Annotated in this window: 16 protein-coding genes; 3 read left to right on the top strand and 13 right to left on the bottom strand. The window is 49.2% G+C overall.

All coding sequences use genetic code 11. From position 1 onward, the window contains the following. Positions 1-2 precede the first annotated feature (2 nt). The 12 genes from lysA to JU82_RS06670 form a co-directional block, all read right to left on the bottom strand. Complete coding sequence (gene lysA, locus JU82_RS06725) at positions 3-1,208, bottom strand: diaminopimelate decarboxylase (RefSeq protein ID WP_294892431.1); 1,206 nt, start codon at positions 1,206-1,208, stop codon at positions 3-5. Positions 1,209-1,221: 13 nt separating this feature from the next. Beyond that, positions 1,222-2,316, bottom strand: coding sequence for an LptF/LptG family permease (locus JU82_RS06720; protein WP_037948465.1), 1,095 nt, complete (start codon positions 2,314-2,316; stop codon positions 1,222-1,224). Between the two features lie 56 nt (positions 2,317-2,372). Continuing rightward, positions 2,373-2,921, bottom strand: coding sequence for an aminoacyl-tRNA hydrolase (gene pth / locus JU82_RS06715; RefSeq protein ID WP_037948462.1), 549 nt, complete (start codon positions 2,919-2,921; stop codon positions 2,373-2,375). 2 nt (positions 2,922-2,923) lie between these two features. Continuing rightward, positions 2,924-3,460 (bottom strand): 50S ribosomal protein L25/general stress protein Ctc, encoded by a 537-nt coding sequence (locus JU82_RS06710; RefSeq protein ID WP_037948458.1) that lies wholly within the window; start codon positions 3,458-3,460, stop codon positions 2,924-2,926. 80 nt (positions 3,461-3,540) lie between these two features. After that, complete coding sequence (locus JU82_RS06705; RefSeq protein WP_037948455.1) at positions 3,541-4,746, bottom strand: type IV pilus twitching motility protein PilT; 1,206 nt, start codon at positions 4,744-4,746, stop codon at positions 3,541-3,543. A gap of 7 nt (positions 4,747-4,753) precedes the next feature. Continuing rightward, positions 4,754-5,737: a transaldolase gene (locus JU82_RS06700; protein WP_037948452.1), complete on the bottom strand. Its 984-nt coding sequence runs from the start codon at positions 5,735-5,737 to the stop codon at positions 4,754-4,756. Between the two features lie 50 nt (positions 5,738-5,787). Beyond that, positions 5,788-7,584: a DUF4105 domain-containing protein gene (locus tag JU82_RS06695; RefSeq protein ID WP_294892427.1), complete on the bottom strand. Its 1,797-nt coding sequence runs from the start codon at positions 7,582-7,584 to the stop codon at positions 5,788-5,790. Between the two features lie 60 nt (positions 7,585-7,644). Beyond that, positions 7,645-8,091, bottom strand: coding sequence for a DUF3015 family protein (locus JU82_RS06690; RefSeq protein WP_037948449.1), 447 nt, complete (start codon positions 8,089-8,091; stop codon positions 7,645-7,647). A gap of 48 nt (positions 8,092-8,139) precedes the next feature. Beyond that, on the bottom strand, positions 8,140-8,811 hold the full coding sequence (gene aat / locus JU82_RS06685) for a leucyl/phenylalanyl-tRNA--protein transferase (protein ID WP_037948447.1): 672 nt from the start codon (positions 8,809-8,811) through the stop codon (positions 8,140-8,142). Then, positions 8,811-10,988 (bottom strand): ATP-dependent Clp protease ATP-binding subunit ClpA, encoded by a 2,178-nt coding sequence (gene clpA / locus JU82_RS06680; RefSeq protein WP_037948444.1) that lies wholly within the window; start codon positions 10,986-10,988, stop codon positions 8,811-8,813. Before clpA ends, aat begins: the two co-directional genes overlap by 1 nt. Before the next feature lies 1 nt (position 10,989). Next, the gene (locus JU82_RS06675; protein ID WP_037948441.1) at positions 10,990-11,283 is read right to left on the bottom strand and encodes an ATP-dependent Clp protease adaptor ClpS; all 294 of its coding nucleotides are present in this window, start codon (positions 11,281-11,283) and stop codon (positions 10,990-10,992) included. A gap of 21 nt (positions 11,284-11,304) precedes the next feature. After that, on the bottom strand, positions 11,305-12,540 hold the full coding sequence (locus JU82_RS06670) for an aminotransferase class I/II-fold pyridoxal phosphate-dependent enzyme (RefSeq protein ID WP_037948439.1): 1,236 nt from the start codon (positions 12,538-12,540) through the stop codon (positions 11,305-11,307). 84 nt (positions 12,541-12,624) lie between these two features. Here JU82_RS06670 and bioD point away from each other — a divergent pair, with 84 nt between their 5' ends. From bioD to JU82_RS06655, 3 genes are read left to right on the top strand one after another with little or no spacing between them, the layout of a single operon-like run. Next, the gene (gene bioD, locus JU82_RS06665; RefSeq protein ID WP_037948437.1) at positions 12,625-13,275 is read left to right on the top strand and encodes a dethiobiotin synthase; all 651 of its coding nucleotides are present in this window, start codon (positions 12,625-12,627) and stop codon (positions 13,273-13,275) included. Between the two features lie 17 nt (positions 13,276-13,292). Further along, positions 13,293-14,162, top strand: a complete 870-nt coding sequence (locus JU82_RS06660) for an aspartate carbamoyltransferase catalytic subunit (RefSeq protein WP_037948434.1) — start codon at positions 13,293-13,295, stop codon at positions 14,160-14,162. Next, positions 14,162-15,097 carry an aminodeoxychorismate synthase component I gene (locus tag JU82_RS06655; protein ID WP_294892422.1) on the top strand — a complete coding sequence of 312 codons (936 nt, stop codon included), beginning with the start codon at positions 14,162-14,164 and terminating at the stop codon, positions 15,095-15,097. The genes JU82_RS06660 and JU82_RS06655 overlap by 1 nt, the downstream gene beginning before the upstream one ends. On the opposite strand, the gene JU82_RS06650 is transcribed toward JU82_RS06655, so the two are convergent. Next, on the bottom strand, positions 15,094-15,336 hold the full coding sequence (locus tag JU82_RS06650; protein WP_037948432.1) for a helix-hairpin-helix domain-containing protein: 243 nt from the start codon (positions 15,334-15,336) through the stop codon (positions 15,094-15,096). The genes JU82_RS06655 and JU82_RS06650 overlap by 4 nt on opposite strands. Positions 15,337-15,569: the final 233 nt, after the last annotated feature.

Raw genomic sequence — 15,569 nt, 5'->3', positions numbered from 1 at the left:
TCCTACAGATAATCGCGCTCGCACGCAATAACGTCGTCAAAAGTTTCACGGCGGCGGATCAGACGGTCTTGTCCCTTTTCGACCGCAACTTCGGCAGAACGTCCCCGGGTATTGTAGTTGCTTCCCATCCCGAACCCGTATGCTCCCGCACTGTGCACGACCAAAAGATCGTTATGCTCCATCAACGGCAGCGGATACTCTTTCGCCAAAAAGTCACCGCTTTCGCACACCGGCCCGACAACATCGGCAACACTTACGTCACCCGTTTTTTCCAGCGCTTCGATACGGTGATACGCTTTGTAAAGACTCGGACGAATCAGATCGTTCATTGCACCGTCAACGACGACAAAGCGTTTTGCCCCATTGCGCTTTTCGTACAGAACTTTGGTCAGGAAGTAGCCCGCATTGGCAGTCAAAAAACGCCCCGGTTCACACACGATCGTCACGTCCAACCCTTTGAGAGCCGCTAAAATTGCCTGTGCATAATCATACGGGGTAATCGTCGTTTCGTCATTGTAACGAACGCCGAGCCCCCCTCCGATATCGAAAAACTTCAGTTCGATATCAATCGCCTGAAGAGAACGAAGCAAATCCGCGACAATGACCGCCGCTTCATAAATCGGCTCCAGCTCGGTCAGTTGACTTCCGATATGAAAATGAATCCCTACCGGATCAAGGTTCGCTGAGTTTTTGGCCTGGATATACATCCGTTTGGCTGCATCGATCTCGACCCCAAATTTATTGTCGTGAAGCCCCGTCGAAATATACGGATGCGTTTTGGGATCGATATTGGGATTGACCCGGATGCTAATCCGGGCTTCTTTGCCGAGTTCCCGTGCGATCAGTTCTACACGCCCGAGTTCCGCTTCGCTCTCTACGTTGATGTAGAGGATATCCGCTTCGATCGCTTCGCGGATCTCGTCATCGCGTTTGCCGACGCCGCTAAAAAGAATACGGTATTTCGGAACTCCCGCAAGCAGCGCGCGGCGGACCTCGCCGATCGATACACAATCGGCACCTGCCCCTTCCTGCGCAAAATGCTTGACGACGCTCAGATTGGAATTTGCTTTCACCGCATACGCCAATATCGATTTGCGCCCGCGAAACGCCTCTTTCAGTGACTCGAACTGTGCACTCATCGCATCAAAATCATAGACATACAAAGGAGTGCCGTAGTTTTGGGCCAAAGCTTTAAAATCGATCACCATCATCCCTTTTCGATTAGTTTTGTCGCGATTTTACCCTAACTCTCCTTAGGGGACTTCCAATGCGTCCTATCATTATGGCGAAGAGGACGCCGATCGGGGCTATAACCCCGAAGGCAGGAGATAGCGTTTTGTTATTCGAGAGTTCTCCCATCATAAAAAGAAATCCCCACACCAGCAAGGTTGCAAGAATGGCTCCGAAACTGAAAACCGAAAGGTTTAAGAACCGTGCGCTGACCGGAGCGAAAGAGAAAAAAATTACGATCAGAAAGACGGCAAACCACGGAGTGACAAAGATCCGGAACATCGCACTCTCAATCTTCGCCACATCGACGTTTTGATCTTCAAGCAAGGCCAGGGCATCAAAACCGTCAATAATCGTAAAATTGGCTTTTCCTTCGTACACCTGATCAAGAATTTTTGGTTTGAAATCCTTAAGCGCCCGGACATTGGAGCGTTCTTCAGTTACGATTCCGGTTGCATTCAGATCCAGGCTTCCGGGCGGACGCAGTATATGAGCTTTTTTAATATTCCAGTATCCGTTGTCATAATCATAAACCGCTTCCGAAGCGCTGAGCACCTCTTTCAGTTTTCCCTTTTCAAAGGTGAAAATGCGGATTTTTTCCGCTTTTTTTGTTAGCGGATAAAGATTTCCGAAATAAACATAATTGCCCTCATGGGTGAAAAAAAGATTGCTCGTCGGACGGATGAACTGTGACGTTTCTCGAAGATTGTTGGCAAATTCGTTGGCACGGGCGAAATTCGTCGCGTGCAACGCGATGTGGAGCGAAATCATCATCACCGCCACCGATAAAAAAGGAGCGAGTATCCGGCTTTTGGAATATCCGATGGAATAATAAGCGGCCAACGCATTGGAACGAACCAGCTCTACCGATGTCGCGATCATGGCAAATACGAGTGAAATGGGAAGCATCATGTCGACCGCATAAAACCCTTTGTACATGATGTAAATCAAAACAAGGTTGGCGGAATCGGGAAGTTCCGAGGCATTTTCCATCAGATCGAATCCGACCATAAAACTGCCTAACGCGATCAGAATAATGAAAAAATAACGCAAATATAAAAATGATAATGTTGAAAATGCGAGCATAAAAACCCAATGTATAAAAGTTAGGCTTTATTGTACCCAAATGAACCTATGAAAACTCACAATCCCTTAAGGGAACATTTGGACGCAACGTCAGCGCAATCGGTATGAAGCAGCATTTCGACGGCATCGGCAGCTTTAGTTATCCATGATGCCAAATCAGTATTTTCATCTGCCGTAAAGGGGCTCAACACGTAATCGGCCACCTGTGATTTGTGTTCAGGTTTTCCGATTCCCATCCGTACGCGGATATAATTCTGACCGATCGCAGCATCGGTCGATTTGAGTCCGTTGTGGCCGCCGTGACCGCCTCCCGTCTTAAAACGAAGTGCCCCGAACGGCAAATCAAGGTCGTCGTGAATGACAATAACATCGTCTATTTTATAAAAATTTTTGACCGCTAAAACCGATTTTCCGGAGAGATTCATGTACGTGGTGGGTTTGAGGAGAAAATGTTCAGCCATTTTAAACAACTCCCCTTCGAAGGAGCTCTTTGAAACGGATTGAACTTTATGGCGACGGCACAGTTCGTCAATCACCATGAACCCGATGTTGTGACGGGTAGATGCGTACGCCGAGCCGGGGTTCCCCAGTCCGACGATCAGCATGATTACTTCGCTTTGATAACGCTCAGAACCGATACGCGGTCTGAATCGGTGAATTTAGCGTTTTCCATTGTCGGAAGATCGCGAACCAATACAGAATCGCCAAGATCGAGAGGTGATACGTCGATTTCGATCGCGTTAGGAAGGTTTTCGATCGCCGCTTTTACGCGAAGGCGTTTTTTAGCGATGTAAAGCATCCCTTTGTTTTTCAAACCGACAGGGCTTCCCATAGGTTTAACCGGTACATGATAGTGGGTTACAACACCACTTTGAGCTACCATCAAATCAACGTGCAACAAGTTTCCTGAAACCGGGTGAGATTCATACCCTTGAACAACAACGTTCATCTCTTTGCCGGCAACATTCACAGGGAATGCTACGGTTTCTTTGTTGCGAACGGTACGGATAAAGTCGTTCATTTTGAACGCGGCGTGAACGTTTTCAAGCCCTTTTCCGTAGATGTTGGCAATGAGATAACCATCACGGCGGTACGCTTTTGTGGCGCTTTTGCCAATACTCTCTCTTACAATGCCTTCTAGCATAATCATGTCCTTCAAAATAAAATGGGACGGATTATACTTAAATAAACTTTAAACTATTCTAAATTTTACTGTTTGACATACTATCGTTTCAAGCCGATAAAATCCTCTTCTTTAAACTCTTTCGGCCCGTCATCGACGCCGAGTTTGTCTTTCTCTACTTTCGACGTCAGCCCTTCCATCTTAAGCTTCAGATCCGATGAGGAAGTCGCATACGCCAGAGCATCATCGCGGCTGATCCGCCCGGCAAGATACAGATCGAGCAGCGCCTGATCGAACGTCTGGGAATGGTACAGTTCTTTCCCCTCGGCTATCGTGTCGGGAATTTCAAAATCGCGGTTTTCCGCAATCAGCTGCTCGATACGCGGCGTCCGCACAAGCACCTCAAGAGCGGCTACGCGTTTTCCGTCCGTTGTCGGGACAAGACGTTGCGAAATAACCCCTTTAAGAACCGATGCCAACGTCATCCGTACCCGATTTTGTTCCTCATGAGGAAAGACGGAAATGATGCGGTTGACCGTTTCCTTGGCATCAAGCGTATGCAGGGTCGAAAAGACCAAATGCCCCGTATCGGCAGCATGCAGAGCGATCTCGATCGTTTCGACGTCCCGCATTTCCCCGACGAGAATGATATCGGGGTCTTCGCGCAACGCGGCACGCAGCGCGCTGGAAAATGTGCGGGTATCCTGTCCTACGCTTCGCTGGTTAACGATACATTTGCGGTCTTTATGGACGAATTCAATCGGGTCTTCGATAGTGATGATGTGCTTGCGCCGGCTATTGTTGATCTCATCTATGATTGCCGCCAACGTCGTCGATTTACCGCTTCCGGTAACCCCGGTGACCAGGACAAGCCCCCGTTCCATTTCGGTAAAACTGTGTACGACTTCAGGCATATTCAATTGATCGATCGTCAAAATTTTGACCGGGATCAGACGGAATACCGCCGAAATCCCTTCCATCTGGAAAAAGATATTGATACGAAACCGTGTATTCTCGTCAAAAGGATAAACAAGGTCAAGCTCTTTCTTCTCGACGAGTTCGGGGAAACGGGTACGTAGAAGTTCCTTCGCAAAAATCAGCGCGTCGTCTTTGGAAAGAATTTCGCCGGATAGAGGGATGATCTCACCGTTAACCCTGGCACGCACTACGGAATTGGCTTTAATATGCAGGTCGCTTCCGCCCGCATCCACCATGCGGCGCAAGTAGCCGCGGATTTTTTTGAGTACTTCAAAATTTAACTGATTGACATCGATTTGATGCTGGCTGCGTGGAGGCTGTTCATTCATCTCTTCATTACTCCAATGCGCTCAAAATCTCATTGAACGCGATTTTAAAGGCTTCCAGCCCTTCGGCGATCTGCTGATCGATGACGCTTTCCATCGAAATACCCGCCGAGGAGATACGCTTCATGTGTTCTTCAATCACTGCGGCATTCAACGGAAGTTTCATCGTTGTGTCCCCGCCGCCGACATATGCTTCGATTGTAGCGATCGGCGCAGTATTGACGCTGTTGGGCGCCAAAAGTTCATCGATATAGTACGACGCTCTCAAATCATTTCCTTTGACCCCGGTACTGGCAAACAGTACCCGGCATTTCGGGACGCCGAGCGCTTCGACGCGGTTGTAGATGTCTGCGGCATTCATGATTCCCGTCAACCCCGTCTCGATCCCTTGCTGAGCAAGCGTATCGTCGATAGCACGGTCGATACGGCTGACAAAGACACTGATAACCGTATCCACGGCTTGTTGCGCGCGTCTGGCTGAGCGTTCGAACGCTTTGGCGCATTCCAGTGCCTGCTGAGGCGAAAAGATCAATGTCGCATTGACCGCAATTCCGCTGGCTGCCAATGTTTCCATTGCCTCATACCCGGCCTTCGTAGCGGGGACTTTGATCATGACGTTAGGACGTTTGATCATTTGGTGCAACCGGATCCCTTCGCTGATCGTTGCTTCGGCATCGTCGCACAAAAACGGATCCACTTCGATACTGACATAGCCGTCATCCCCCTTGTCGTAAAGGGGACGCAGAATGTCGGCCGCTTTTTGAATGTCGTATACGGCCAATGCTTCGTATTTCTCTTTTGCCGAAAGACCCTGAAGTCCCGAAAGTTGTTCTTTATACGCCGGAGACGTCAGAATCGCACTTTTAAAAATAGCAGGGTTTGAAGTAGCGCCGTTTATGATCCCTTGCGCGATCAGCTCTTTAAACCCTTCATCCAAAAATGTCCGTTCAATAAAATCGGCCCACAGGGCAAAACGCGATTCGGCAATATACATATGAAAATAGGCTCCCTAACACAAAGTAACGTTATTATGCCGCAAAAGAGTTAAAAATAGAGGTTGATCCCGGCTTTGATCCGCTCTTCGGTTTTTCCCTGATCGTACGTTTCATAGCTTCCGAACATACTCCCCCAAGGGCTCAGCTGCCACTGATGAGATAGCGTGATTCTGTTTCTTTGAGACGCTTCAATATAAAAAATATGTCCCGCTTCCACAAGCGTTTTCATCCGCCCGTTCCAATTAATCCCGACCCCCGCACTGAATCCCAGTCCGGCATCGGTATCGAATCCCAAACGTACCTCCGGCTCGCTGAGGAGATATCCGTAAACATCATCGTTTCCGACTGCGGCACCGGCTCCGACCCGAGTGACGAAACTGAGTCGATCTTCTCCGTACTCGCGATCCCAGCCGGTTTTCATCCGCCATGAAAACGGTTTGAAAAAACGGCTTACCGGGGCAATGGAAGCCAGGGAAAGGACCGTCAGCTTCTCCAGTGTCATTTTGGAATCTTCCACCCCGACAAGGGTATCCAAAAATTCGATTTGCGCCCCGGAAAGATGTCCCGTGTCATCCTCTCCCAAATCATGAAGCGCCGGCCGCCATCCGATCATTAACGGCGAACGGTTCTCCAACCAGCCTTTTGAGAGGTTGATCCGCGCGGCATGGTGCGCAATGTCAGGATTGGGTTTCTCCTTCATCGCCAATAATTTTCCCATCCCCAAAGCGGCACGTTCGGAAAGAAGCGAATGATACCGTTTGGCATACAGGTCTTTGGATAGTTTCCCTTCGATGTAGCGATATTCGACCAACTCGGCGGCCGCTTCGAGAACATACCGGCGTTCTTCCTCGGGAATCGCCATCTCCCGAACTTGTCCGGGTTCAATTCGATCATCCACCAACGAATGCACGGCCTCGATCCCTTGTTGGCTCAAATGGCGTTCGTACGCCAGAAGTTTTGTCCGTTTGGAAGGACGATAGTGCTTGGCGCCTACCAGCTCTTCCTCTTCAAATGCGCGGACTGTTTCCGGCGGGATCACATAATAAAAAAAATGTTCCCTCAACCGGACGCTCGGGCGGGCTACTTCGGTCAACCAAAGCATATGGTACGAACAGTTCTCGTCAAAAAAATAGTACCACGAATTGATACGCTGCAGCTCCCAGATGTGACGCACCATGGCCATGACCTCATCGCGCGTCAGGTTCAGATCGTATTCCCATACATCCCGCGTCTCGGTATCGCGGTATTCTTTGAGCTTTTCATAATACGGAAGCATCGAATAATATCCGTAATACCCTCCGAAAAGCCCTTTGTAGGCAAACAACAGACCATTCGTCTCCTCCGTGTGGGCCGCATAGTTGATCGCATACGACATCAGCTTCGATTCCATACTCGAATCAATTCGCAAAAACGTATGCCCGAACATTGAGGCGGGCGAATTGATATGCGCACTGGGAAAGACAAGGGTTACTTTTTGGAGATCGAGCTTTTCGACCAGCGTCTCGTATTCACGACATTCGCCTTCCCCAAACGATACATTCAATTCCGCTTCGATCCATGCCCTGCGAGCCGGGAAGCGGCAAAAAGGGCTCCCATCGCTTCGGTTGGTATCCTCATTCAAACGACGAATCGTCTCTTTTAGTTCGGAAGCAAGATCATTTTTCCCATTAGGCGAGAGGAAAAATACCGGATCATCAATCTCGCTTTCACTCTGAGGGGCATGCATCAAAAGATGCCAATACCGCTGCTCAGAGAGATTTTTATCATCAGCCTGTGCTATCAGTTTATCGGTCGAGACTCCCCAGACCGCCAAACTCATTGCACACAGAAAAAAAAGAATCGGCAAAACGGCCCTTTGAACGTGAAATTTTATCCTTCCCGCTCAGGCGGGAAGAAGGCTTGTTGTTTAGCCGGCGATAGTTGCGACGTTATCCATGACCGTCGCCATATCGACTTTTTCATTCGAATAAATGGCATTATAGTTTGCTTGCAACGCGGACGCAAATGCCGCTTTGTCCTCTACATTCATCAATTCCGCCAACGTCTCAACGCTTTCGCCTTGCCCGATCGCGATCTCGCGGGAAAGCTGATCCATGTTTGAAGCGACAAATTCGGCTGCACGTTCATTGAGTACAAGTTTGGCACGTTTACATCCTGATGTCCCTGACGTTACACCGAACGTTTGGTTTCCAAGCGTACTATTGGTTGTAGCCTGCAAAGCCAACATCAATGCCGAACTGTCATCTTTGATGATTTGCGATCCAAGACCGCATCCCGTTTGGCTGTTGACGGTTGCAAAACCGGCAGTACTAAATGCGGCGACCGCTGCAATAGATACTAATACTTTTTTCATCGTAACCCCTTTTAATATGAATTAACAAAAAGTATAGGTAAAACACCCTTAATCTTTTCTGGAATCCCAAGCAGCAGGCAGTGTGTCCATTTGAGAAAGACGTTTCAAAAAATCTTCTCGACAGACCTCTTTGGCACCGAGACTTTTAAGATGCTCTGTCGGCACCTGACAATCGATGCAATCGAATCCCCATTCCCGGAGTTTCTCAACCAGCATTGCCAATGCCACTTTGGAGGCATCGCTCACTTTCGCAAACATCGATTCGCCGCAAAACATTCCTCCGACACACACGCCGTAAAGCCCTCCGACAAGCTCTCCGTCCAGATAGGCTTCGACGCTGTGGGCATGTCCCAAGGCATGAAGTGTTTCATACGCTTCAATCATTTCCGGGACGATCCAGCTCCCTTTTTGTCCCCTTCGGGGCGCACGGGCGCATTCGCGTATCACCTGAGAAAATGCCGTATCGAAGCGGATATCGAACTGCCCCAGTTTTTTTCGCAGTGAACGGTGCAGTTTAAAGTCGTTCAATTCCAAAATCAGCCGCGGATCGGGAGACCACCACAAGATCGGATCACCTAATGTGTACCATGGAAAAATCCCTGTACGGTATGCCATCATCAAGCGAGAAGGAGAGAGATCGCCGCCGTAGGCTACGATACCCTCTTCCGAAGCACTGCGGGGGTCAGGAAAAGCAAGATGATGGGGAAGCTTTGGGATCATCAGGAGTAATGGAACTCCAGTCCATCCGTGTAGTCGACAAAAACCTTTCCGCCCTGAACCAGTTTTCCAAAGAGCATCTCATCCACAAGAGGGTCTTTGATTTTTTCCTGTATGACTCTCAAAAGAGGACGGGCACCCATTGCCTTATCGTATCCTATTTTTGCCAGATAGCTTTTGGCGGAACTGCCGATCTCAACCGAAACTTTCTTCGTTTTGAGCTGTAGGTTCAACTGCCGAATGAATTTTTCAACGATTCCTTCAACCACGCTCAACGGCAGCGCCGCAAATTCGATGACACCGTCAAGACGATTGCGAAATTCGGGCGTAAAGAATGATTTGAGCGCCTCATGGCGCGAAATGGAGCTGTCGGCATTGAATCCCATGACGTTGCGTTCGCTTGCCCCGATATTGGAAGTCATCACCAGTACGACATTGGCAAAATTTGCTCTGAATCCCGTATTATCGGTCAACGCCGCGCTGTCCATCACTTGCAGCAATACGTTGATCAAATCCGGATGAGCCTTTTCGATTTCATCAAGCAGTAACACCATATAAGGGTGTTTACGCACCGTCTCGACGAGCAATCCGCCCTGTTCAAATCCTACATATCCCGGAGGGGCACCGATCAGTCGACTGAGCGCATGTTTTTCCATATATTCGGACATATCAAACCGCTCGAAGTATATCCCCAGACTCTCAGCCAGCGATCGGGCCAGCTCCGTTTTCCCCACCCCCGTCGGGCCGGCGAACAAAAACGAAGCAATCGGTTTGTTCGGAGTGCTCAAGCCGGCGTAGGAACGTTTAATCGCCTTGACCACCTGAGTAACCGCGTTATCCTGCCCGATCACCGATGCTGTGAGTTCGGCTTCCAAGCCGGCGAGTTTCTCCCGAACATCATCTCCCATCTTCGACATAGGGATACCCGTCATTTTGGAAATGACCGTCTCGATATCATGAGGTGTGATCGTTTTACGTCTGTGTTTGGCCAGATGAAAAGATGCCCCGGCTTCATCAATGAGATCAATGGCCACATCGGGCAAAAAGCGGTCGGTAATGTATTTTTTAGAGAGCTCGACGGCCGAGCGGAGCGCTTTGTCCGTGTATTTTACTCCATGATGGCGTTCGTACCGTTCACGCAGACCCCTGAGAATCAGAAAACTCTCCTCCGGTGAGGGTTCGCCTACCTCGATGCGGGCAAAACGACGGCTGAGTGCACGGTCTTTCTCAAAAACATTGCGGTATTCGGCATGGGTCGTCGCCCCCATGCATTTGATCTTCCCGGAAGCTAAAGCCGGCTTGAGCTGATTGGAAGCATCCATGCTTCCGCCTCCGACAGCTCCCGCTCCGACAATGGTATGGATCTCATCAATAAATAAAATCGCATTCGGGTGGGCCTCCGCCTCGTCCATTACGGCTTTAAGTCGCTTTTCGAAATCGCCGCGGTATTTCGTCCCTGCCAGCATCGCACCCAGATCAAGGGCGAAGATTTCGGCATCTTCCAAAATTGCAGGCACGTCGCCCGATACGATCCGCAATGCCAATCCTTCGGCAATCGCCGTTTTGCCGACGCCCGGTTCGCCGATTAGGAGCGGATTGTTTTTTTTGCGGCGGCATAGGGTTTGGATGGAGCGTTCGATCTCGTTGACACGGCCGATGACAGGATCGATTTTCCCCTCACGTGCCTGAACGATCAGATTGATGGCATACTGAGCCAGTGCTCCTTCATTCTCATCCAATCCCGACGGCGTCTCGATATCGCGGTGCGAAATCGCTTCTAATACATCAACCCGCTCGATTCCGTATTCGTGCAGCAGCATACATGCGTAGGTATGGTTTTCTTCGAACATCGCCGCCAGCAGGTCTCCCACATCGGCGACCTCTTTTTGAGCACTTCGCACATGGTGCATCATCCCCTCAACCATACGCGCCAAGGCGACCGTCTCAAAAGGTTCCTGATTCACTTCATCAGGAAGCGGTTCGATCATACGCACTAGATAGGCTCCCAACGCTTCGCGCATCTGCTCCACATTACCGCCGCACTCACGAATAACCGCTTCTCCTTCACCGGAATTCAGCAGCGCAAGCATCACGTGCTCGATCGTGAGGTATTCGTGACGCTGATGTCGTGCAAACGCAAGTGCCTTTTGAAAAATCGCGTTTAGCTCGCTGCTGACCATACTATGCCTCCTCGAGTATCGCTTTTAAAGGGAATCCGTTTTCGCGCGCCATCGATCCTACCTGATACACCTTCGTCTCGGCGATCTCGTAGGGATAGACGCCGCACAGCCCACGCCCTTTTTCATGCACTTCCATCATAATGGTGTGCGCTTCGTGAAAACTTTTACGAAAGATGCTCATCAGAATGTCAACGACAAAATCCATCGACGTATAATCGTCGTTCAGCAAATACACCTTGTATTGTTTCGGATGGGTGAGCGTTAGGTCATTTTCCAACTCATGTTTTACAGCCATATTGAACTATACCCAATCTTTTTAAATATTTGCTGCATGCAGAAAATCGGCCACAATTTCTTCGGCATTTTCCAGGCCGATAGATATCCGTACCAACCCCGGTGTGATTCCCAGAAATTCGCGTGTCGGTTCATCAAAATCACGATAAATCGTCGAAGCCATGTGCAGCCCCAATGTCCGGCTGTCGCCGATATTGGCCGTGATCGTAATCAGCTTCGAACGGTTGAGAAACTCGAACGCCGCTTCTTTACTTCCAAGATCGAGCGTCAGGAGGGTACCGCACCCGTTGGCAAATTGATCGCGGTAGCGATTATGATGTGGGTGATGAGGCAGCGAAGGATGATTCACCGCCAATCTTTTGGCATACAAAGCTTTCGCAACCGTTTCAACGCTCGAGACTATCCGATCCATACGCAAAGGCAATGTTTCAAGCCCAAGCATCGTCAAATAACTTCCGAATCCGTTTGCCGACATCCCGAAATCGCGCAATGCCCGTTTTTTGGCATTCGCGATCAGTGCCATCGAACCCATTTTCTGGATAAACGGATGCACGTCCCGATACCGGTCGCCCTTGAATTTATCTTCACCGTCGCGGATGGGGCGGAAAACGACCGCTCCTCCAAGCGCCGAAGCGTTACCGGTAATGATCTTCGTCGTCGAATAGACGACCATATCCGCGCCCAATGACAGCGGCGCGATACTTAAAGGGGTGATCGTATTGTCAACAACCAGTGCCACACCGTAACGGTTGGCAATTTCGGCAATGCGCGCGATGTCAGGAAGGCGCATATTCGGATTGCCGACACTCTCCAGAAATATGATCTTTGTCGCCGTATTGACGGCTTCTTCGACCGCTGTGAATTCATCCACATCAAAAAAACGGGTCGTAATTCCAAAGCGCGTAAGGGTTTCGGAAAAATACGAATACGTCCCCCCGAACAGTCCCCCGATGCTGATAATCTCATCCCCGGCTCTCAAAAGGCTCAGCGTCGCCATCGCCGTCGCACCCATCCCCGAAGATGCCGCTACAGCACCGATACCGCCGTCCATCGATGCCAAAATCTGTTCCAGCTGTCCGGATGTGGGATTGCCGACACGTGCGTACAACGGCTTTTTGATCGATCCGTCAAAAATGCCTTCTCCCGTTTCACTGTTACCGTATCCGAATGAAGCGGAATTGATCATCACAGGACTGATTGGGCCTTCTTTTTTCCCCGTCTGCTGTACGAATCGGGTCGTAAATTCTTCAAAGCGCATAGAATCTTATCCTCATGACGGTCTAGCCGTCTTTTATCAATTTTATATTACAATTCTGGCAATTATAACGAAAAAGAAGTTGCATTGGCCAAACGTATCTTTGTTACCGCTACCAACACCGACATTGGCAAAACCTATACTACCAAGCTCCTGATTGAAGCATATAGCCGCATGGGGTTCCGCGTCGGCGTCTACAAACCGATTGAAACCGGCGTGATTGATTTTCCCGTCGACGGGAAGAGCCTTTTTGAGACAGCATCTTATTTTAATCCGGCATTGCACGAATTAACCCTTAACGACATCGTAACCCTCCAATTCCCTCTACCGGCCGCCCCGTATGTCGCGAGCGGCAGGGTATCGATCGACCTTGCACTTTTCGAGAGGGGACTGGAAAAAATCGAATCACTCTGCGACGTCGTATTGATCGAAGGGGCCGGAGGGCTTCTTGTCCCCATCGACGAAACGTCAATGATGATCGATCTGCCCCGTTATTTCAATGCCGCCACGTTGTTGGTCACCCACTGCCGCCTGGGATGCATCAACGATACGCTCCTGAACCTCAAAGCCCTGGACGATGCGAAACTCTCCTACGTTTGGGGGTTTAACTGCCGCGAAGGTGATCTTTCGTTTGAGCAGACCTCGCTCCCCTACTTCACTCACCGCTTTGAAACGCTCTATTTTATCCGGGACGACATCGATGCCATAGCCCGTTCACTTTTGGATACAATTGCATAAGCATTAGAGGAGAAACCATGCGCCATTTGATACGAACCGACGATTTTTCAACCGAGCAGATCCATACGGTGTTACGCGATGCCGAACACTACCTAGCCGGACAGTTTGACCCGATCTTGCGCGAAAAAATCATCATCACCCTCTTTTTCGAAAATTCTACCCGCACGAAAAGCTCTTTTGAGATTGCAGCCAAACGCCTTGGTGCCGAAGTCGTTCATCTGGACGTTCAAAAAAGTTCAACCAAAAAAGGGGAAACCCTCGTCGATACGGCGATGAATCTTGATGCCATGGGACCGCATGCAATGATCGTCCGCCACGCTCACGCCGGCGTACCGGATATTTTGGCACAGCATACCCGCGCGTCGATCATCAATGCGGGAGACGGTGCGCATGCCCACCCGACACAAAGCTTGCTCGATCTTTTCACGCTGACACGCCATTTCGGAAATGTGGCGGGGAAAAAAATTGCCATTGTCGGCGATATCAAAAACTCACGTGTCGCCAACAGCAACATCGAGTTGCTGACCCGCTTCGGGATGGATATCACGCTGGTGGCACCGCCGCATTTTCTCCCCGAAACAGGATTGAAGGCAACCCATAATATTCGGGACGTCATCGATAATGTTGATGCTATCATGAGCCTTCGTACCCAAACCGAACGCCATTCGCATCAGACCTACGGATCTCTGAAAGATTACGCCAGCGATTTTTGTATCACCCAAGAGCTCATGGGGAACAGAGACGTGATTTTGCTTCATCCCGGACCGGTTCACCGGAACATCGACATCGACGATGCCATGCTCAAAGATCCCCGCTGCAAAGTACTCGAACAAGTCAAAAACGGCGTTGTTATCCGTATGGCCGTCCTCAAGGCACTTATCGTCTGATGTTTGAACGCTTCAGTGAACTGGTCGCCGAAAACGTTCCTACATTTTTTTATACCGATTTCAAAGGGGAGCACTTGCACTGCTGTCGCTTTGATGAGCTCTCTTCATATGACATCGAATTTGCGTTTCATGCACCTACGGCAAGTCATAATCTTCCCCATAAACCGCTTCATTTTCCCGTCGACCCAACATGCTATCGTATGAAATTTGAGCAGGTACACCATCATATACAAAGAGGCAACACGTATCTGCTCAATCTAACGCAACCTACGCCGATCGAGACGCCTCACACCCTCAAAGAAATTTACGATATGGCTCATGCCCCCTATAAGATGAGGGTTGGCGATGCATTTGTCTGTTTTTCGCCCGAGCCGTTTATCACCATCGAGAACGATATGATCCACACGTATCCGATGAAAGGGACGATTGATGCCGCATTGCCCGATGCGATCGAGACGATATTGAATGATGCCAAAGAGACAGCCGAACACACAATGATCGTCGATCTTCTGCGCAACGACTTGGGAATGGTAGCCGACACCATAACCGTTGAAAACTTCCGTTATGTCACGACCATCGACACGGGTGAAAAGAGACTGCATCAAGTCAGCTCTCATATCAGCGGAAAACTTCAGGAAAATTGGAAAAAGAATGCCGGAGAGATACTCAAAAAACTTTTGCCGGCAGGGAGCATCAGCGGCACCCCTAAAAAAAAGACGCTTGAGATCATTGAAGAAGTCGAAGGTTATCAACGCGGCTATTTTAGCGGTGTATTCGGTTATTTTGACGGTAAATGCCTGTACAGTGCCGTAGCCATCCGCTTTATCGAAAAAAGCAACGGCAAACTGATCTACAAGAGCGGCGGCGGGATTACCGCCGACAGCGACTGGCAGATGGAATACCATGAAATGATCGACAAAATCTATATCCCCTAACGCACGGAGACTTGCGTTTTCATTTTCTTCATCGTTTTTGGTCCGATACCCTTTACATTAACCAACTCATTAACATTTCTAAATGCGCCGTGGGATTTTCGATATTTAATGATTTCGTTGGCTTTGGCAGGCCCGATACCGTTGATCGTTTGTAACTGAGCGGAATTGGCTTTATTGATGTTGACGGCACCGAACGCAATAGAAACAAGCACAAGCAGGGAAAAAATAAATTTCAGCATAGTTATCCTTTTGAGAGAATAAATATACTATAGCATATATTAACGGAAATTAATATTTAAAAGGCATGAGGAGACGCATGATTATCGGGAATAGTGATTGATCAGAGCGATAGGTTGAGTAAAAATTAATTAAAGCAGGAAAAATAGGATTGAATTAAAAATATTTAGTTTGGATTGATGAATGCTGATGTGATTGTATAAAAAAGGAAGAGAGAATCTTGAGGCCTGGCGGC

The sequence above is a fragment of the Sulfuricurvum sp. MLSB genome (assembly GCF_000747095.1).
In the GTDB taxonomy this organism is placed as follows: Bacteria; Campylobacterota; Campylobacteria; order Campylobacterales; family Sulfurimonadaceae; genus Sulfuricurvum.
This window is presented reverse-complemented; position numbering and strand designations above follow the sequence as displayed.